This is a genomic window from Methylobacterium sp. ME121 (assembly GCF_000974725.1).
Taxonomy (GTDB): Bacteria; Pseudomonadota; Alphaproteobacteria; order Rhizobiales; family Beijerinckiaceae; genus Methylobacterium; species Methylobacterium radiotolerans.
This window is the reverse complement of record NZ_BBUX01000043.1, coordinates 1-16,869: the sequence shown is the minus strand read 5'-3', so window position 1 is coordinate 16,869 and position 16,869 is coordinate 1. Positions and strand designations below refer to the sequence as shown.

Genomic DNA, 16,869 nt, shown 5'->3' with positions numbered 1-16,869 from the left:
GTTCGGGGATGGGACAGCGCGCCGTGCTGCGCGTCGGGGCTCCGCCCCGACAACCCGCCGAAGGGCCTCGGGCCCCCTAAAAACCCGGGTCAGGCCGCGAGCGGCAGAACCGTCGGCTCCGGGGCGTGCTCGGCGGCGATCGCCCCGGCGACGAGCTCGGCGGTGGCGCCCGAGAGGGTCCAGCCGAGATGGCCGTGCCCGGTGTTGTAGAACACGCCCGGCCGGCGGCCCCGGCCGACCTTGGGCAGCATGTTCGGCAGCATCGGCCGCAGGCCGCTCCAGGCCACCACCCGGTCGGTGTCGACCAGGGGGAACTGCTCCCGGGTCCAGTCGACCAGGGGCTGGATCCGGTCGTGGCGGATGTCGCGGTTGAAGCCGTTGAACTCCGCCGTGCCGGCGACCCGCAGGCGCTCGTCGCCGAGCCGGCTCGTGACGATCTTGGCCGCCTCGTCGAGGATGCTCACCTCGGGCGCCGCCTTCTGGGCCTCCGGCGTCAGCAGGTTCACGGTGATCGAGTAGCCCTTCACCGGGTAGACGTTGACCCGGTCGCCGAGCATCGCCGCGAAGTGCCGGCTGGCGCAGCCCGCGCAGATCACCACCGCGTCGGCCCGCAGGACCCGCGCGTCGCCGGCCGGCTGGCCCGCGTCACGCCAGCGAACCGCGTAGCCCCCCTCCCCCGGCGCGATCGTCTCGACGCTGGCGTCCTGGACGAAGCGGACGCCCCTGCGCGCGCAGGCGGCCGCGAGGCCGCGGGTGAATTTGTGAATGTCGCCGGTGGCGTCGGAGGGCGTGAAGAAGCCGCCGTGATAGCGCCCGGCCAGCGTCGGCTCGATGGCGCGGATCTCCTCCGGGGTCACGGCGTAGCGCTCGAGGCCCCCCTCCCGCAGCAGGGCGTTGACGGCGGTGGCCTTCTCGAAGCTCGCCCGGTCCCGGTAGAAGTGCAGGATGCCGCGGGTCTTCAGGTCGAAGTCGATCCCCTCGGCCTCGGCCATGGCGAACAGCGCCTCCCGGGCCTTCAGGGCCAGCCGCACCGTCTCCACGGTGTTCTCCCGGTAATGGGCGATCTCGCGGACGAATTCGGCCATCCAGGACAGCTTGTGCCAGGAGAGCTTGGGATTCATCAGCAGCGGCGCGTCGCGCCGCGTCATCCAGCGCAGGCCCTGCATCACCGTGGAGAGCTTGTTCCAGACCTCGGCGTTGCAGGCCGAGAGCTGGCCGCCATTGGCGAAGGAGGTCTCCATGGCGGCGTAGCGCTGCCGGTCGAGGACGGTGACGCGGTAGCCGCGCTGGGCGAGCGCGTAGGCGGTCGTCACGCCGGTGATGCCGGCGCCGATCACGGCGATGTGGGTCATGGGCTTGGACTCCGGGACTGGACGCGTGGAGGCCGCCCGCGAGCGGTCGGCCGGTTGCGCGCCCCATCTGTCCCGGTGCCTGAGAGCTTGATCCGCGACCGGCCCTGGCGAGGCTTTTCGCGGACGTCCCCTTCGGCGGGTGCCCACGGGCTCGCCCGCTGCACCGCTCTCCAGATCGCCCTGACGACACGGTTCCGGTGCCTGAGAGTTTCCGGGGCGGTTGCTCCGTCGGCGCCGGGTCCCCTCTGCTGGGAAGATCCCGGTCTCTCCCGCATCGTCACGATGGGCCGGTCCCGGATACGCCGATCGGCCGCGGGGGAGAAGCCCGCCCGCCCCGCCGGCGGCCGATTCCGCCGACAGCCGGTGCGCGTTGTCACCGCCGGGTCGCCGCCGGGTCACCCCGGAGTCACCGCAGAGTCACCGCGGGAGCGATCCCGGCCGCCGGCGGTTGATCCGGCGGTTGGACGGGGAATTCCGGAGGACGGCCGATGCTGACCAGGACCGCGATCTACGAGGGCACGGTGCGCGACGGCCGGGAGGAGGAGTTCTTCCGCCGGGTCCGGGACGAGCTCGAGCCGTTCTGGCGGCGGTTCCCGGGCGTCACCGCCGTGCGGGTCCAGCGCCTCGTCTCCAAGGACGACGACGCGCGGCCGATCGCCATGATCCTGGAGATGGACTTCCCCGATCAGGCGGCCCTGGACGCCTGCCTCGCCTCGCCGATCCGACCGGAATCGCACGCCGCCACCGAGGCGGTGATGCAGATGTTCGACGGCCGCTTCTACCATCTGGTCAGCGCCGGCCGGACCTTGTCGCTGGCGGATTAGGATCCGGCCGCGGGACGGCAATCACCGCCTATATTCATCGCCGTATTTACCGCAAATAAACCTAGATCGACAGATACGTATCCTCTAAAGGTGAAATTATTCGCTGACACACCAGTCGAACCAACACTCTTAAGGGTCTCGGTGCAGGGTGTGCACGAACGACACCCTTCTTGTTCCGGCGGACGGCGCGATGGCGAAGTGGATTCCTGGCGCGGCCGTCTTCGGTCTCCTGTGCCTGATGATCATCCCGGCCCCCGGGATCTGGGGCGTCCTGATCGGGGCCGCCTGCGTGCTCGCCATCGTCGGCAGCCTGTGCATGCTCGCCCTCGATCGGGTGGCGAGCGCCATCCTCGTCTGGCGCGCGCGGATGCGGGCGCGACGCCCGAGCCCGAGCCGGAGCCGGAGCCGGGTGGTCCATGCCGGCGCCCGGATGACCCGGAAGGTCTGAGCCTCCGGCGGGGCGCCGGGGACTGGATTCCCCGCGGCATCGGTGCAAGGTCCCGACGCCGCGATCACGGCGCCTAAGATCACCCGGGACGGTCCGATGAAGCTCCTCTACTCCCCCGCCTCCCCCTATGCCCGCAAGGTGCTGGTCCTCGCCCACGAGACGGGACTGATCGACCGGATCGCCGTCACCGTCGCGGGGGCCTCGCCGACGGGCCCCTCCGCGGAGGTCGCCGCCCACAACCCGCTGGGCAAGATCCCCGCCCTTGTGCTGGAGGACGGTACCGCCCTCTACGACAGCCGGGTGATCTGCGAGTACCTCGACGGCCTCTCGTCCGGGCCGCACCTGTTCCCCGAGGGGGCCGCCCGCTGGGACGCGCTGACCCGGCAGGCGCTCGCCGACGGCCTGCTCGATGCGGCGCTGCTCACCCGCTACGAGCGGGTGCTGCGCCCCGAATCCCAGCGCTGGGACGCCTGGGAGGCCGGTCAGGTCGGCAAGATCCGCGCGGCGCTGGACCGCTTCGAGAGCCTGGTCGGCGGGATGCCGGCGCTGGATATCGGCACGGTCGCGCTGGGCTGCGCGCTCGGCTACCTGGATCTGCGCTTCCCCGATCTCGCGTGGCGGGAGGGCCGCCCGGCGGTCGCCGCCTGGTACGCGGAGTTCGAGCGCCGCCCGTCCATGGAAGCCACCGTGCCGAAGGGCTGAGGGCCCCGCCGCGCCGGGCCTCGCTACGGCCGGGCCCGGTCGGCGATCGCGTAGGGATGGGTCGATCCGAGCGGGTCGGCGAGGAAGTCCTGGACCGTCCCGGCGCCCGTGCCGAAGGTGATGAGCAGGAAGCCGCCCGCCAGCGCGAAGTTCTTGAGGAAGTCCCAGAACAGCTCGCGGCCCTTGCCCCCGGCCCAGAAATCCCCCGGCACCCAGAACTGCTTCCACAGCAGCGCCGTCACCCCGCAATAGCCGGCGAGCACGAAGGCGGCGGCCCGGTCGGCGGTCCCGGTCAGGATGCAGAGCGACATCCCGATCTCGACGCAGAGCCCGATCACGATCAGCGCCACCGCGGGCGCGGTGGCGTGCACGGCCTGCCGCGCCTGCCCGACCGCACCCCTGAAGTTCAGGATCTTGTCGAGGGCGCTGAACGGCAGGAACAGCAGCACGAGGAGCAGGCGGACGCCGAACGCGATCGCGACGCTGAGGCTGGCCATGCGCTGAACGGTCTCCCTCAACCCGGCCCGGTGCGCCGATCCGAGGCACCGGTCCAAGGCGCTGATCCAAGGCGCTGATCCAAGCCGCGAGCGGCCCAAAGGTTTCCTTGGCCACGCGCCGGTGCCGCCCGGCCAGGATGGGCGGCACCGCCCGGAATGGCGCGCTTCCTCGATCGAGGGTGGCATGGCGGCAACAATGGTTCAATCCGCTTCGCGCAGATGGTCGAGTTCCGGATCCTTCTGAAAATTACGACCCATCCTTCAATCGATGATAGATATCGGCCTAGACACCGTCTCGGCAATTTCGTGATCATTATTCGAAATCATCTCAGATCATTCGCCCAAATCTTGACAGGCACGCTCACTTCACGGCTCGATTTCTCGACGTTTCCCCCGGTCGACGCGCGGCGATGATTGCCGAGGCGCCGGCCCGGGGGAACCACGCGCCGATCAGTGTCCGTGAGAGTGTCGAATCTTGACCATGCGCATCGCGATCATCACGCCGTCGCGGCTCAAGCCCTCGACCCTGGTCGGAAAGGCCGGTCAGTACTTCCTGGAACACGCGATCGAGAGCGCCAACGCCCAGGAGCTCGACCGGCCGGCGACGATCCACTTCTTCGTCGGGACCGATCCGGAGACCGAGATCCCGGCGCGGCTCGCCGCGCACCCGCAGGTCACCTTCGCGCGCGGCGCGCGCAAGGGGCAGATCCCCGCGCTGAACGCGGCCATCGGCGCCGTCGACGACAGCTGGGACCTCGTCGGCTTCCTCGAGGACGACGATCGCTGGCTGCCGCCCTATCTGGGCGTCGCCGTCCGAGCCCTGGACAGCTTCGATTTCGTCTCCTCGACGCAGCTCGAGGTGGACGAGGCCGGCGAGGTGGTCCGGATCAACGACTTCGCGACGCCGTCGGGCTGGCTGATGCGGCGGGCCACCTTCGCGCAGGTCGGCGCGATCAGCCCGGCCTCGAAGTGGCACTACGACAACGAGTGGCTCGGCCGCCTCGCCGAGACCGGCCTGCGCCGCGCCCACCTCGTCGAGGCGACGGCGCCGGTCACGCTGCAGGACGCGATCCTGGTCCGCCCGTGGCTCGCCAACGTCCTCCAGCTCGGCGGCCCCAGCATATCCCTCGCGCGCCACGGCTTCGTCCTGCCGCTGGTGTGCCGCCTCGTGCATCCGGGCTCCGGGAGCTCGGATGTCGGCCAGGGCGGGACGTCGCGAGCCGAGAGCGAGGCCGAGTACCGGCGGCTGGTCGACCGCTTCGGCCGCATCCCCTGGTGAGATCGCGCCGCGCGGCGGACGCTCGGCGGACCGGCGCCTCTCGCGACCGACGCGGAGGCCGGTTCAGCCGGGGATCACCCCTCGGGACGCTGACGCGGGGCCGGTCACGCAGGCGCCGATCAGCCGCCGCACGAAGCCCGCGCAGGCCTCGAGTTCGTCCCGGGTGACGTACTCGTCCGCCCTGTGGGCGCGCGCGATCGAGCCCGGCCCGATCACCACGGCCGGCACGCCGCCGAGCCGCTCGAACAGCCCGCCCTCCGTGCCGTACGAGACCTTGGCGTGGCCGTTGCGGCCCGCGAGGCGCTTGGCCAGGGTCACGATCTCCGCCTCCGGATCGGTGTCGAGGCCCGGATAGTCGATCAGCGGCTCGACCGCGACGCCGCAGGCCGGATCGCCGGCCCGCATCAGCGGCGCCAGCGTCCCGGTGGCGTAGGCGATCGCGGACGCCGCCAGCGCGGCGGCATCGTCCGCGCCGATCGCCCGGTACTCGAACTCGACGCTGCAGGTGTCGGGCACGATGTTGAGCGCCGATCCGCCCCGGACCACGCTCGACAGGCCGGTGGTGTGGGGCACGTCGTAGAGCGGGTCGCGGGCCCCGTCCCGGGCGATGGCCTCCGCGGACAGGCGGACATGCTCGATGAAGCGGGCGGCGTACTCGACCGCGTTGACCCCCTGGGGCGCCAGGGCCGAGTGGCTGGCCTTGCCGCGGAAGGTGAGGCGGGCGGCCGCCTTGCCCTTGTGGCCGACCACCACGTCCATCCCGGTCGGCTCGCCCACGAAGCAGCCGAGCGGCCGCGGCACGCGCTCGAGCATCCGGGCGATCAGCGGGCGCACGCCGAGGCACCCGATCTCCTCGTCGTACGAGATCGCGAGGTGGATCGGGGTGGCGAGCTCCGCCGCCACCATCTCGGGCAGGAGCGCGAGGCAGACCGCGAGGAACCCCTTCATGTCGGAGGTGCCGCGCCCGTAGAGCCGCCCGCCCTCCTCCCGCAGGGCGAACGGGTCCGACGACCAGGGCTGGCCGTCGGTCGGCACCACGTCGCTGTGGCCGGAGAGCACGTAGCCGGGGCGGGTCTCGAACGGTCCGACGCTGACCAGCAGCGCCGCCTTCCGGCCCAACGGATCCGGCACCCGCTCGACCGCGGCGCCGTGGCCGCGGCAATAGGCCTCCGCCCAGTCGATCAGCGGCAGGTTCGAGCGGGCGCTCACCGTGTCGAAGGCGACGAGCGCGGCGAGCAGTGCCGCCGGATCGGGCGTGCCGGGGCGCGGCGAGGCGGTCTGTGCGGGCTCTGTCATGGATCCCATGGCGTGGCGAGGTCGTGGCGAGGTCGTGGCGAGGTCGTGACCGGATCTTGGCCGGATCTTGGCCGGGTCGCGGCCGGCGTGCCGACCCGCGCGAATCGGTCTCGAGGGCGCGCGGAGTCCTAGAGGGTTTTCGGCGCTTCCGGGATCCCGGGCAATGCCCGGCCGGCGGCGCCCCGGAACCGGGGCGGCGCTCGGGCGTAGCCGCCGGTGAAGCCCGTCAGGTCGCCCGTCCCGGAGCCCCGACCATGCGTCCCGGTCCCGCCCCGATCCTCGCCGCCCTCCTGCCGACGCTCCTGCTGCCGACGCTCCTGCTGCTGGCCGCCCCGGCCGAGGCCCGCCGGCAGGCCGCTCCCCCGGCCGGGCGACCGCATCACCGCGCGGCCTCCGACACGGACCTGACCCTCGCCCGCATGGCGGCGCGCGACCGGCCCCTCTGGCGGGTCTGGCAGCGGCCCCGGCCCCTCGCCCGGATGCTCCCCCCGTCGGCGCGCGAGCGGGTCGCGGCGCCGCCGCTCACGGGCTGGGGCTACGGCGGCACCGTCCCGGATGCCGCGCCCGGCTTCTGAACCGCCTCGACCCGGACCCGGCCGCCTGCCATGGTGCGGGCGAAAGCAGCGGCCCGAGACGGACACGATGGTGCTGGAGTTCCGCCTGGACGACCCGACCCCCGCGGATCCGCGCCGCCGCTGGGACACCCTGGCGCAGGAGGCGCGGGACGCCTGCTACGACAACACCCGCGCGGTGGCCGACAGCGCGTCCCAGGTGGCCGCCCGGGACGCGGCCTCGGCCGCCTACCGGGCCGCGCATCCGGCCGGCCTCGACGTGCCCTACGGCCCCGGCGCCCGCAACGCCCTCGACCTCTACCCGGCGCGGGACGCGGCGGCGCCCTGCCTGGTCTTCGTCCACGGCGGCTACTGGCAGCGGGGCGCCCGGGAGCTGTTCGCCTGCTTCGCGCAGGGCCCGAACGCCGCCGGCTGGTCGGTGGCGATGGTGGGCTACACCCTGGCGCCGGAGGCGAGCCTCGCCCGGATCGTGGCGGAGATCGGCGCGGCCCTCGACTGGCTGGCCGCCCACGGGGCCGCGCGCGGGATCCGCGGTCCCCTGGTCCTGTCGGGCTGGTCGGCGGGCGGGCTGCTCACCGCGATGCAGCTCGGCCATCCGGCGGTGGCGGCGGGCCTGGCGATCTCCGGCGTCTACGACCTCGCGCCGATCCGACAGACCGCCCTGGACGCCAAGCTGGGCCTCACCGACGGCGAGGTCGAGACCTTGTCGCCCCTGCGCCTCCCGGCGGTGGCGAAGCCGCTCTGCATCGCCTACGGCTCCCGCGAATTGCCGGCGCTGATCCACGACGCCCGCAACCTGCACGCCCTGCGGGCGGCGGCCCATGCCCCGGGATCCCTGCTCCCGGTCCCGGAGGCCGATCACTTCTCGGTGCTCGACGCCCTGCGCCGGCCCGGCGGGATCCTGGTCCGGGCGGCCCACGCCCTGCTCGAGGGCTGAGGCCCCGGCCGGGATCCCGCACCGGACCCGTGCCGACGCGGGGGGACGACCGCGTGCAGATTTGCAACTCCCGATAGAAATTCCGCATCGACGAGGCCGGTTTCCGTCTTGCTGAGGCTTGCCGCCCGTGCTGAGACGGGCTCGCGGGCACGATCTCCCCCTACCGGGAGCCGGCCGATCCCAGGGAGATCGGATGCAAGCGGTCGCGCGATCGGAACCCCCTGCGGCGGCGCCCTGCGCCGGCCCCGCGGACCGGGCCAGCCACCGCGGCGGACGGCGCGGCGGATGGCGCGCGCCGCGGCTGCGCGTCGTGCTGGCCCTGGGTTTCGGCACGCTCGGCTTCCTGACGACCCTGGCGCTCGCCGCCCTGGCGAGCCGGGAGGCGACCCGCCGGCTCGAGGCGGAGGTCGGCGGGCAGCTCGTCGAGATCGCCGGGCAGATGGCCCGGGGCCTCGATATCGGGATGTTCGAGCGCTGGCGCGACATCCAGATCGCCGCCGCCTCGGACAGTCTGCGCGATCCCGGAGCCGGAACGGCCGCCAAGCGCGCCGTGATGGAGCGGCTCCAGGCGACCTACCCGGCCTACTCGATCATCGGGCTGATCGACTCCGACGGGCGCGTCTCCGTCACCAGCACCGGCGCCCTGGAGGGCGCGGACGTCTCCGGTCGCGACTACTTCCGCGGCGGCCGCGCGGGCCCCTACGTGGGCGACGTGCACCCGGCCAAGCTCCTCGAGGCGCTGATGCCCCCGGACGAGGCCGCCGCGCGCGCGGCGGCGCGCGAGCCCCTGCGGCTCCTCGACGTCGCGGCCCCGGTCCGGGCGCCGGACGGCCGCGTCCTCGGGGTGCTGGCCGCGCATCTCGACTGGGCCTGGGCGCGCGACATGGCCCGCGTCCTCGAAGGCGCCCTCCGGGGCCACCGCCAGGGTGCCGAGATCCTGATCCTGTCCCGCGACGGCACCGTGCTCCTCGGTCCGCCCGCCCTGCAGGGCGCCCCCCTGCCCCGGTCGGTCCTGGCGGGCGGACGGCCCCTCGATCCGGAGGGCACGAGCCGGGTCGGCCCCTGGCCGGACGGCACCGCGTATCTCAGCGCCCGCGCGTCCACGGCCGGCCACCGCGACTATCCGGGCCTCGGCTGGCAGGTGGTGGTCCGGCAGGTGGCCGACCGGGCCCTGACCTCGGTGGCGGCCCTGCGCGGGAGCATCCTGGCGGCGGGCAGCGCGGTGGCCCTCGCGGCGGCGCTGCTCGCGTGGCTGCTGGCCGGCCTGATCGCCCGCCCCCTGCTGGATCTGGCGGCCGCTGCCGAGACCCTGGGCCGCGACCAGCCCCTGCCGCCGCTGCCCCGCTCCTTCGTGCGCGAGGGCGCGACGATCGCCGCCGCCCTGGCGGCGGCGGCGGACGAACGGGCCCGGCGCGCGGAGACCCACCGGCTGCTGATCGACGAACTCAATCACCGGGTGAAGAATACCCTCGCCACCGTGCAGGCGATGGCGGCGCAGAGCCTGAAGAATCTCGGCGCCGGCGCGGCGGCAGGGCGCGACGCCTTCGAGGCGCGGCTCCTCGCCCTGTCGCGCGCCCACGATATCCTGACCCGCGAGAGCTGGGCGAGCGCGGATCTGCGCGGCATCGCCGCCCAGGCGGTGCGGCCCTTCCTGGGTCCGGAACCCGCGGGCGGCGATCCGTCGAACCGGGATTCTTCCGGTCGGGAGACTTCGGACCGGGAGACTTCGGACCGGGACGCTCTGGGCGCGAACACCCCGCGCATCACCCTGGACGGCCCCGACCTGCGGCTGCCGCCCGAGGGAGCGCTCGCGCTCACGATGATCCTGCACGAATTGTGCACCAACGCGGTCAAGCACGGCGCCCTGTCGGTTCCGGCCGGGCGGGCCGCGCTGGCCTGGACGGTGGAGGCCGGTCCGGACACCGAGACCCTGCGGCTGACCTGGCGCGAGCGCGGCGGCCCGCCGGTCGTCTCCCCCTCGCGGAAGGGGTTCGGCACCCGCCTGCTCGAGCGGGGCTTCGCCGGGGGCAGGACCGCCAGCCTCACCTACGAGGCCGGCGGCCTCGTCTACGTGGCGGCCAATCCCCTGCCCGCCGCCGGCCGCGCGCCCGCACGGTCCGCGCCGCGTCCGAACGCCGGGCGGGCCTGATCCCGCCCCGACCCGGGCGACCGTCGTCCCCGCCTCGACCCGACATCGCGCGCCCCTCTGCGGCGGGGCGGCCGCGCAGCCCTGCGCGCCGGCGGGACAGGCTCCGCGCCGGCGAGGCCGGATTCTCCTTTAATCCCGGCCATGATTTCACGGCGCAACGAAGACGTGTGCGAGCGCACACGATAGTACATCTGCCGAGGATTAAAGTGTTCATCGATATAATGTGCCGATGCGCACACGCTATTCCGGAAATTTAGACTAGGTTCGACTTAGCGGCAGGGATGCGGTGTCCCGCGCCACAGGTTGAACAGCGAGGAAACGCCATGACCCAGTCCCGACCTCTCCCGGCTCGCGGCCGCACGGCCGGTCCCGCCTTCGGCCTCGCCCTGGGCCTCCTGACCGGAATCCTCGGCGCCCCCCTGGCGGCGCAGGCGGGCGAAGGCGGCGGTGGGAGCCGCCAGGCCGCCGGCGGCGGCCACATGAGCTCCTACATCAGCGACCCCCACCACGACCCGCGCTCGCTGCACTCGCAGCGTTCCGGGTCCGGGCAGCTCCTCGGGGCGCCGATGGTTCACGACAGGGCCGGGGCCAGCGTGGCGCGTGGCCAGGTCGTCGACCCGCACTGGGCCTCCGGAACCGCGGAGCGCCGCCGGGTCCGTCGCTGAGACTTCGGACGCCGAGACTTCGCACGCCGAGACTTCGGACGCGACACCCCGACACCGAGACTCACCGCCCGGCCCCTCCGGCCGGGCGGTCCCGACCCGACCGAACACCGCTCCGCGCTCCCGCGCAGCGCCGCCGTCCGGCAGGCGCGCTCCGGCGCATCGCCCTTCCCCGTTCCGCCTTCCGGCTCTCCCAGCTTCAGGGACCCTTCATGAACAACATCATCCAGGGCATCGCCAGCTTCCAGGGCAGCGTCTTTCCCGGCCAGCGGCAGATGTACCAGCAGCTGGTGCGCGACGGGCAGCACCCGAGCGCGCTGATCATCGCCTGCGCGGATTCCCGGGTCTCGCCCGAGCACATCACCCAGGCGGGGCCCGGGGACCTGTTCGTCTGCCGCAACGCCGGCAACATCGTGCCCCCGGCCTCCGACGTGGTCGGCGGCGTCTCCTCGGCGATCGAGTACGCCGTGGTGGCCCTCGGCGTGCGCGACATCGTGGTCTGCGGCCACTCGGATTGCGGCGCCATGAAGGGGCTGATGAACCGGGACCTGCTCAAGCGGATGCCCAGCGTCGCCGCCTGGCTGCGCCACGCCGAGGCCGCCGAGCGGATCGTCTGCGAGGCCTATCCCGAGGGGATGGACGCGCAGGCCCGCCACCACGCCCTGGCCCTGGAGAACGTGGTGGTCCAGCTCGCCAACCTGCGCACCCATCCGAGCGTCGCCGCCGCCCTGGCCAAGGGTTCCCTGCGGCTGCACGGCTGGTTCTTCGAGATCGAGACCGGGGCCCTCCTGGCCTATGACGGCGCGAGCGGGCGCTTCCGGCCGATCGCCGGGGCCGACATGCCCGTGGCGCAGGATTCCTCCGCCAGCAGCCGCCTGCAGGCGGCCTGATCATGCGCCCCCCCGGCCGCCTGACCACGACCCTGCAGAGCGCCCTCGCCCCGGGCGGCGCCGTCCGGGCGAGCCTCGCCCGGGACCTGCCCGCCTCCGTGGTGGTCTTCCTGGTGGCGCTGCCCCTGTGCATGGGCATCGCCATCGCGTCCGGCGTGCCGCCGGAGCGCGGCCTCATCACCGGCATCGTGGTCGGCCTCCTCGCCGGCTCGCCGCTCCAGGTCAGCGGGCCCGCCGCCGGGCTCGCCGTGATCGTCTACGGGTTCGTGCAGGCGCACGGTCTCGACGCCCTGGGCCCCGTCCTGGTGGTGGCGGGCCTCGTCCAGCTCGCCGCCGGCGCCCTGCGGGTCGGCGGCTGGTTCCGGGCGATCTCGCCGGCCGTGGTGCACGGCATGCTGGCCGGCATCGGGATCCTGATCGTGCTGGCCCAGATCCACGTCCTGACCGACGCCCTCCCCCGGGCGAGCGGCCTCGACAATCTCGTGGCGATCCCGGCCGCGTTCTTCAACTTCGTCACCGGCACGGGCGACCGCACCGGGGCCGTGATCGTCGGCGGGATCACCATCGCGGCGATGATCGCCTGGGAGCGGCTGCGCCCGGCGCGGCTCCGGCTCCTGCCCGGGGCGCTCGTCGGCGTGCTGGCGGGCAGCCTCGTGGCGGGGCTCGGGGATTTCGCCGTCAAGCGCGTGGCGGTGCCGGAGGCGCTGTTCTCCGGCCTCGCCCTGCCGGCCGCCGAGTCCTGGGCGCGCCTCGCCGAGGCCGAGATCCTGATCATGGCCCTGGTGATCGCGGTGATCGCCAGCGCCGAGAGCCTGCTCTCGGCGGCCGCCGTCGACCGGATGCACGACGGCCCCCGCACCCAGTTCGACCGGGAACTCGGCGCGCAGGGCATCGGCAACCTGATCTGCGGGCTCGTCGGCGCGCTGCCGATGACCGGGGTGATCGTGCGCTCCTCGGCCAACGTCCAGGCGGGCGCCGTGAGCCGCGCCGCCACGGTGATGCACGGGACCTGGATCCTGGCCTTCCTGCTCGCGCTGCCCTGGCTGCTGGCCCTGGTGCCGACCGCGAGCCTCGCCGGCATCCTGGTGGTCACCGGCTGGCGTCTGGCGAGCCCGGCCCACGCCCTGCACCTGCAGGCCCGCTACGGCTGGCTGACCGCGGCGATCTGGCTCGCCACGATGGCCACCGTGGTGGCGGTGGACCTGCTCACCGGGGTGCTGACCGGCCTCGCCCTGAGCCTGCTCCAGGCCCTGCCGAGCCTGCGCAAGGGACGGCTCCGGATCGAGCACGCGGCGGCCCCCGAAGTGCCGGGCGTGCCGGAGCTGCGCCTGTCGGGGGCGGCCACCTTCCTGCAGCTGCCGAGCCTCACGGCGGCCCTGGAGCGCACCCCGGCGGGCGGCGAGGTCCGCCTCGCCACCGACAACCTCGCGGCCATCGACCACACCTGCCTGGAGATGATCGGCGACTGGGCGAGCCGGCGCAGCGCCGGCGGCAGCCGGATCGCGGTGGTCGGCGGCTCGGGCGTCCCGCACGACCGGCTCGCCGCCGCGGTGGCGGCCCCGGCCCACTGAAGGGCCCCGCGCCCTCTGCCGGCGGCCGTCCCGGTCCGGCGGCGGGCGCCCGCAGCGCGGGCCGGGCGCCGAAGCCGCGGCCCGAGAAACAACGGCGCGGAGCCGTTCCCGCCGCCGGGGCGATCGGGAGCGGCTCCGCGCCGCGTCCGGCCACCGGCCCCGCTCTCCGGGCGGCGGCAGCCCGGCGCGCGGGCCGTCAAGGCTGTCCGGGTCCGGGGACCCGGCGATCTTCAAAACCGGTTAATCCTGAATCTTCGCGCCCCTTTAACGAGCGGAAGGCCAGACTCAGCCCCACGGCAGGCCCGCGCCGCGGGACCGGCCGGCGGAATGGTTCTCGTCAGGAGCTTCGTCGATGATCAGGTTCCTCGCGGCCCCGGCCGCCTGCCTGGTCCTGTGCGGCGCCGCGGCAGCGCAGGACATGCCCGGCCTCGCGACCCTGAGCCCGCCCGACCCGGTGCAGCCGGTGGCCGCGAGCCCCGCGCTCCCGGCGCCGGACAGGGCGGTCGCGCCGGGGTCGCGACCGGAGGCCGGCCCCGATCGGGCCGCGCTCCGGCCCGAGCCCGGCCGGGCGCCCCTCGGCAGCCTCACCCTCCGCGGCACCGCGGCCGACCCCGCGCAGACGACCGCCAGCCTGAGGGCCCCGGCGACCGGCTCCGGCGCGTCCAAGCCCTGGTGCGCGCAGGAGCGCCGGGTCGGCACCGGTCAGGGCTTCTGCCTGGTCAACTGAAGCGGCCCGACCGGCGCGGCCGGCGCCCGGCGGCCGGGCCAGGAGGCCGCGTAGACCGTGACCTCGTCGAAGGTCCCAACCCTCCGGCGCGTGGCCGCGGGAGGCGACGAGGAGCACCGGCACGGCCGCGCCGACCGCCGCGACGGCGAGCAGCCGCGTGATCAGATCCGCGTGGGCGCGGGCGGCCTGGGTCAGCGCGCGGCCGAGCGGATCGCCGGGCCCGGCGCGCGCCCAAGTGGGGAGACGGTGGCGGGGTCCGGCGTCACGTCTTCGTGACCGGCACCCCTCGGGCTGGGTCCGGCTCCGAAGATGCCAGGGCGTAGGTGGCCTCGGCGACCCGGTTCAGGGGGCCACCCGGCCCCGACCGCTTCCACAGGCGCGTGTTGAGGGCCGCCACCGGATCCCGGCCGGGCAGGGTGAAGCCCTGCCGGGCGAGCACCTCCAGGATCTCGGCCGCGTGCAGCGGCCGGCCCGCCCGCGCGATCGCCGCGCAGGCCGCCTGCACCACGGCCCGGCCGTAGCGGCGGGCGCCGGCGGCGTCCTCCGTGAAGGCGATCACCGGCGGGATCGGCCCGGCGGCGCCGGCGGGATCAGGCGCCCCCGCGGACCGCGCCGCCGGATCGACCCGCGCGCCCCGCCGTCCGCGGGCCGCGGGCTCCCCGTCGGCAGGCGCCCCGGGCCGGCCCTCCGGCACGTCCCGACCCCGCGGCGGCCCGTCGGCCGGGTCTCGGCGCAGCCCCGCCGCCGGATCGGGCTTCAGGGTCGGGTCCGGCCGCGCGTCCGCTCCGCCGGCCGCCAGCCGGCGACCGAGTTCCTGGTAGAGGACGAGATCGGCGATCTCCCGATCGAGCGCCTCGCGCTGGCGGCGCAGCGCGGCGAGCCGCGCCGCGATCTCGGAGTCCGACAGGCCCACGTCATGTTCCTTCCAAGCGGACGGAACATATACTCATTCCGATCGGCAGAGGGAATACGACCGACTCTCCATCCTGGCCCGTTTCATTCCGTGAGGGAATGAACCTCGCGCTCTGATCTATTCCTTCGCGCGCTTCCGTATTCCCTTGCCCGCAGGGCGGGGCGGCACGAGCAGCGTGCTGGGATCGGCCGGGTGCAGGGTCAGGCCGCCGTCGTCGAGCACCAGCGGCAGCCGCGGAAACACCTCGCGCAGGTGCGCGAGATCGGCCTTGAACGCCTGGCGGAAGCTGCGGATCGAGGCGTTCTCGGCCCCGAACTGCGCGTGGAGGTTCGCCCAGGTCAGGCGGAGCGGCCGCTGCAGGGACCGCAGGCGGTAGCCGGTCCAGAACAGCAGGTCGAGCTTGCGCGCCGAGCCCGAGAAGGCCCGGGCCGCCCGCACGTCCACCGGCAGGGCGTGCCGGATCAGGGTCTCGTAGAATTCGGGATCGAAGCGCACCGTGCGGCCGGCCTCGTCGTCCCCCTCCCCGGCGCGGGGGCGCCACAGCTCCAGGCTGCGGAACGGCGGGACGTTGAGGGTGGTGGCGCTGTCGCGCCCGTCCCAGAGGCCGATCTGCATGGAGCAGGCGGCCAGCCGGTTCAGCTGTTCCTTGAACTGGCGGATGGTGCCGCGCTCGCCCCCCGTGACCGCGAAGCCCATCTCGCGCATGAAGCCAGACAGGGTCTCGGCCACCTTCACGGTGGGGCTGCGCTGGCGCACGGCCTCGGTGCAGAGGTGGAGCAGGACCAGCCGGGCCTTCGGGCCGTAGGGCAGCCCCTGGGGCTCGAAGGCGCCGGTCTCCGGGTCCTTGATCCGGCCGGCGATCAGGTTGAGCGAGTTGCGGCCGTAGCTGCGGGAGAATTCCCGCACCGGCCCGGGATCGCGGTAGGGCAGGCCGCACAGAGCCAGGACCGAGTGGATGTGCTGGAGGCTCGACGGGAGGGCCGGCTCGTTCTCGATCACGAGGCGCACCGCGTCGCGGCGGCGCTGGTCGCGCGACAGCCCGGCCCGGCGGCTCTCCTCCTCCCCCAGGAGGGCGGCCCGGGCATCGCGCTCGCGCTGACGGTGCAGCACGTGCTCGACGATCTGCGCGAACAGGAAGCCGCCGCGCGCCGCCTCGATCTCGGCCCGCAGGTCCGGGTCATGGATCCCGGCGATCTTCTCCTCGATGCTCATCGCCCCTCGGCCCGCGCTGCACGGGCCGTCCGTCCGGCGGGCGGACGGACGGCCCGATCCTGCCATGCCACGATTCGCCCGCCGCGGCCCCCGTCCGGTCGGCCTTGTCCCGGCAATCCACGCTTCCCCGGTGCGGGATCACGCCCGCGAGCGGGCCGACGCCGGTCGCTTCACGGCCGGCGCCCGCCCCGGCGCGCAGAGTTCGATACGGGTCTTGTCGCCCGCCGATCCGACGCCGAGCCGACGCCGCGTCCGGCGCAGAGTCCGATACGCGCGGGTGCCCGGTGACCGTCCCCGTTATCCACCGATCCGGGGGCGAATCCGCGCCGAATCGGATACGCGGCCGCGCAGATTCCGATACGGCGGGGCGCGGCCCGGGCGCAGAATCGGATACGCCGCCGCGCAGAGTTCAATGCATCCCCGCGCAGAGTCGGATGCGCGAACGCGCGCCAAACCACTGGCACACATGCGGAATTCGCCACCCCATATAACCTGCTGAACTGACTCTCTGAAAGATTCATCCAGATAATCTTCCTACTGCGGACCAGCCCGTTCGTTCTGACGAACGACCGTGTCGCGCCGCACATGCACAGGGTGCGAAGGGAATATGAGCAGGTTTTCCACATTCCCACGGGGAACGACCGTCGCGGCTTGACGGAACGGCGAAGGAGTTCCGTGCCGTGCCGCCGCGCCCCGCCGACGACCGGGTGGCCTCCGGCATCGCACCGGGGTTCGGCCAGGGTCACGGTGTGATGGCGGCTTGACGCGGACGATGCGGCCCGGTTTCTCGGCTCCTTCCGAGAGGGCCCTCAGAGAAGAGCGCGCCAATGCCCCCCTT

Annotated in this window: 16 protein-coding genes and 2 riboswitches; of the genes, 11 read left to right on the top strand and 5 right to left on the bottom strand. The window is 73.9% G+C overall.

Annotated elements, in window-relative coordinates:
- Positions 1-89 precede the first annotated feature (89 nt).
- Positions 90-1,352 carry a D-amino acid dehydrogenase gene (locus ME121_RS21985; protein ID WP_012318525.1) on the bottom strand — a complete coding sequence of 421 codons (1,263 nt, stop codon included), beginning with the start codon at positions 1,350-1,352 and terminating at the stop codon, positions 90-92.
- A gap of 65 nt (positions 1,353-1,417) precedes the next feature.
- A riboswitch (glycine riboswitch) is annotated at positions 1,418-1,528 on the bottom strand.
- A 3-nt stretch (positions 1,529-1,531) separates the two neighbouring features.
- Positions 1,532-1,634, bottom strand: a riboswitch (glycine riboswitch).
- A gap of 206 nt (positions 1,635-1,840) precedes the next feature.
- On the opposite strand from ME121_RS21985, the gene ME121_RS21980 reads away from it, so the two are divergent.
- The 3 genes from ME121_RS21980 (at position 1,841) to ME121_RS21970 (ending at position 3,326) form a co-directional block, all read left to right on the top strand.
- On the top strand, positions 1,841-2,176 hold the full coding sequence (locus tag ME121_RS21980; RefSeq protein ID WP_012318526.1) for an ethyl tert-butyl ether degradation protein: 336 nt from the start codon (positions 1,841-1,843) through the stop codon (positions 2,174-2,176).
- 190 nt (positions 2,177-2,366) lie between these two features.
- A complete protein-coding gene (locus tag ME121_RS21975) occupies positions 2,367-2,624 on the top strand; it encodes a hypothetical protein (RefSeq protein ID WP_012318527.1) in 258 nt (85 codons plus the stop codon).
- 96 nt (positions 2,625-2,720) lie between these two features.
- On the top strand, positions 2,721-3,326 hold the full coding sequence (locus ME121_RS21970) for a glutathione S-transferase (protein WP_012318528.1): 606 nt from the start codon (positions 2,721-2,723) through the stop codon (positions 3,324-3,326).
- A 23-nt stretch (positions 3,327-3,349) separates the two neighbouring features.
- Here the strand turns inward: ME121_RS21970 and ME121_RS21965 are convergent, their stop codons facing one another.
- Positions 3,350-3,823 (bottom strand): DoxX family membrane protein, encoded by a 474-nt coding sequence (locus ME121_RS21965; RefSeq protein WP_012318529.1) that lies wholly within the window; start codon positions 3,821-3,823, stop codon positions 3,350-3,352.
- A 481-nt stretch (positions 3,824-4,304) separates the two neighbouring features.
- Between ME121_RS21965 and ME121_RS21960 the strand changes: the two genes are divergently transcribed.
- A complete protein-coding gene (locus ME121_RS21960; protein WP_012318530.1) occupies positions 4,305-5,102 on the top strand; it encodes a glycosyltransferase family 2 protein in 798 nt (265 codons plus the stop codon).
- Positions 5,103-5,165: 63 nt separating this feature from the next.
- On the opposite strand, the gene argE is transcribed toward ME121_RS21960, so the two are convergent.
- Positions 5,166-6,398, bottom strand: coding sequence for an acetylornithine deacetylase (gene argE, locus ME121_RS21955; protein ID WP_053622226.1), 1,233 nt, complete (start codon positions 6,396-6,398; stop codon positions 5,166-5,168).
- 254 nt (positions 6,399-6,652) lie between these two features.
- Between argE and ME121_RS21950 the strand changes: the two genes are divergently transcribed.
- The 7 genes from ME121_RS21950 to ME121_RS21920 all read left to right on the top strand — a co-directional run bounded on the left by ME121_RS21950 (position 6,653) and on the right by ME121_RS21920 (position 13,906).
- The gene (locus ME121_RS21950; RefSeq protein ID WP_012318532.1) at positions 6,653-6,973 is read left to right on the top strand and encodes a hypothetical protein; all 321 of its coding nucleotides are present in this window, start codon (positions 6,653-6,655) and stop codon (positions 6,971-6,973) included.
- A gap of 67 nt (positions 6,974-7,040) precedes the next feature.
- Positions 7,041-7,907: an alpha/beta hydrolase gene (locus tag ME121_RS21945; RefSeq protein ID WP_083461098.1), complete on the top strand. Its 867-nt coding sequence runs from the start codon at positions 7,041-7,043 to the stop codon at positions 7,905-7,907.
- Between the two features lie 193 nt (positions 7,908-8,100).
- Positions 8,101-10,056 (top strand): sensor histidine kinase, encoded by a 1,956-nt coding sequence (locus ME121_RS21940; protein WP_024830475.1) that lies wholly within the window; start codon positions 8,101-8,103, stop codon positions 10,054-10,056.
- A 323-nt stretch (positions 10,057-10,379) separates the two neighbouring features.
- Positions 10,380-10,721: a hypothetical protein gene (locus ME121_RS21935; protein ID WP_043073518.1), complete on the top strand. Its 342-nt coding sequence runs from the start codon at positions 10,380-10,382 to the stop codon at positions 10,719-10,721.
- Between the two features lie 209 nt (positions 10,722-10,930).
- Positions 10,931-11,608: a carbonic anhydrase gene (locus ME121_RS21930; RefSeq protein ID WP_012318536.1), complete on the top strand. Its 678-nt coding sequence runs from the start codon at positions 10,931-10,933 to the stop codon at positions 11,606-11,608.
- Between the two features lie 2 nt (positions 11,609-11,610).
- Positions 11,611-13,179 carry a SulP family inorganic anion transporter gene (locus tag ME121_RS21925; RefSeq protein ID WP_059409593.1) on the top strand — a complete coding sequence of 523 codons (1,569 nt, stop codon included), beginning with the start codon at positions 11,611-11,613 and terminating at the stop codon, positions 13,177-13,179.
- 352 nt (positions 13,180-13,531) lie between these two features.
- A complete protein-coding gene (locus tag ME121_RS21920; RefSeq protein ID WP_053622227.1) occupies positions 13,532-13,906 on the top strand; it encodes a hypothetical protein in 375 nt (124 codons plus the stop codon).
- A gap of 262 nt (positions 13,907-14,168) precedes the next feature.
- On the opposite strand, the gene ME121_RS21910 is transcribed toward ME121_RS21920, so the two are convergent.
- Together ME121_RS21910 and ME121_RS21905 are read right to left on the bottom strand one after the other, a co-directional pair.
- On the bottom strand, positions 14,169-14,819 hold the full coding sequence (locus ME121_RS21910) for a hypothetical protein (protein WP_053622229.1): 651 nt from the start codon (positions 14,817-14,819) through the stop codon (positions 14,169-14,171).
- A 117-nt stretch (positions 14,820-14,936) separates the two neighbouring features.
- A complete protein-coding gene (locus tag ME121_RS21905; protein WP_012318541.1) occupies positions 14,937-16,031 on the bottom strand; it encodes a replication protein RepA in 1,095 nt (364 codons plus the stop codon).
- Positions 16,032-16,869 lie beyond the last annotated feature (838 nt).

Bases quoted from the DNA above. Each gene is read 5' to 3' on its own strand.
- ME121_RS21980 (WP_012318526.1), top strand. From the start codon at position 1,841: ATGCTGACCAGGACCGCGATCTACGAGGGCACGGTGCGCGACGGCCGG.
- ME121_RS21945 (WP_083461098.1), top strand. From the start codon at position 7,041: ATGGTGCTGGAGTTCCGCCTGGACGACCCGACCCCCGCGGATCCGCGC.
- ME121_RS21935 (WP_043073518.1), top strand. From the start codon at position 10,380: ATGACCCAGTCCCGACCTCTCCCGGCTCGCGGCCGCACGGCCGGTCCC.
- ME121_RS21905 (WP_012318541.1), bottom strand. From the start codon at position 16,031: ATGAGCATCGAGGAGAAGATCGCCGGGATCCATGACCCGGACCTGCGG.
- ME121_RS21950 (WP_012318532.1), top strand. From the start codon at position 6,653: ATGCGTCCCGGTCCCGCCCCGATCCTCGCCGCCCTCCTGCCGACGCTC.
- ME121_RS21960 (WP_012318530.1), top strand. From the start codon at position 4,305: ATGCGCATCGCGATCATCACGCCGTCGCGGCTCAAGCCCTCGACCCTG.
- ME121_RS21985 (WP_012318525.1), bottom strand. From the start codon at position 1,352: ATGACCCACATCGCCGTGATCGGCGCCGGCATCACCGGCGTGACGACC.
- ME121_RS21965 (WP_012318529.1), bottom strand. From the start codon at position 3,823: ATGGCCAGCCTCAGCGTCGCGATCGCGTTCGGCGTCCGCCTGCTCCTC.
- ME121_RS21975 (WP_012318527.1), top strand. From the start codon at position 2,367: ATGGCGAAGTGGATTCCTGGCGCGGCCGTCTTCGGTCTCCTGTGCCTG.
- ME121_RS21970 (WP_012318528.1), top strand. From the start codon at position 2,721: ATGAAGCTCCTCTACTCCCCCGCCTCCCCCTATGCCCGCAAGGTGCTG.
- ME121_RS21930 (WP_012318536.1), top strand. From the start codon at position 10,931: ATGAACAACATCATCCAGGGCATCGCCAGCTTCCAGGGCAGCGTCTTT.
- ME121_RS21940 (WP_024830475.1), top strand. From the start codon at position 8,101: ATGCAAGCGGTCGCGCGATCGGAACCCCCTGCGGCGGCGCCCTGCGCC.
- ME121_RS21925 (WP_059409593.1), top strand. From the start codon at position 11,611: ATGCGCCCCCCCGGCCGCCTGACCACGACCCTGCAGAGCGCCCTCGCC.
- argE (WP_053622226.1), bottom strand. From the start codon at position 6,398: ATGACAGAGCCCGCACAGACCGCCTCGCCGCGCCCCGGCACGCCCGAT.
- ME121_RS21920 (WP_053622227.1), top strand. From the start codon at position 13,532: ATGATCAGGTTCCTCGCGGCCCCGGCCGCCTGCCTGGTCCTGTGCGGC.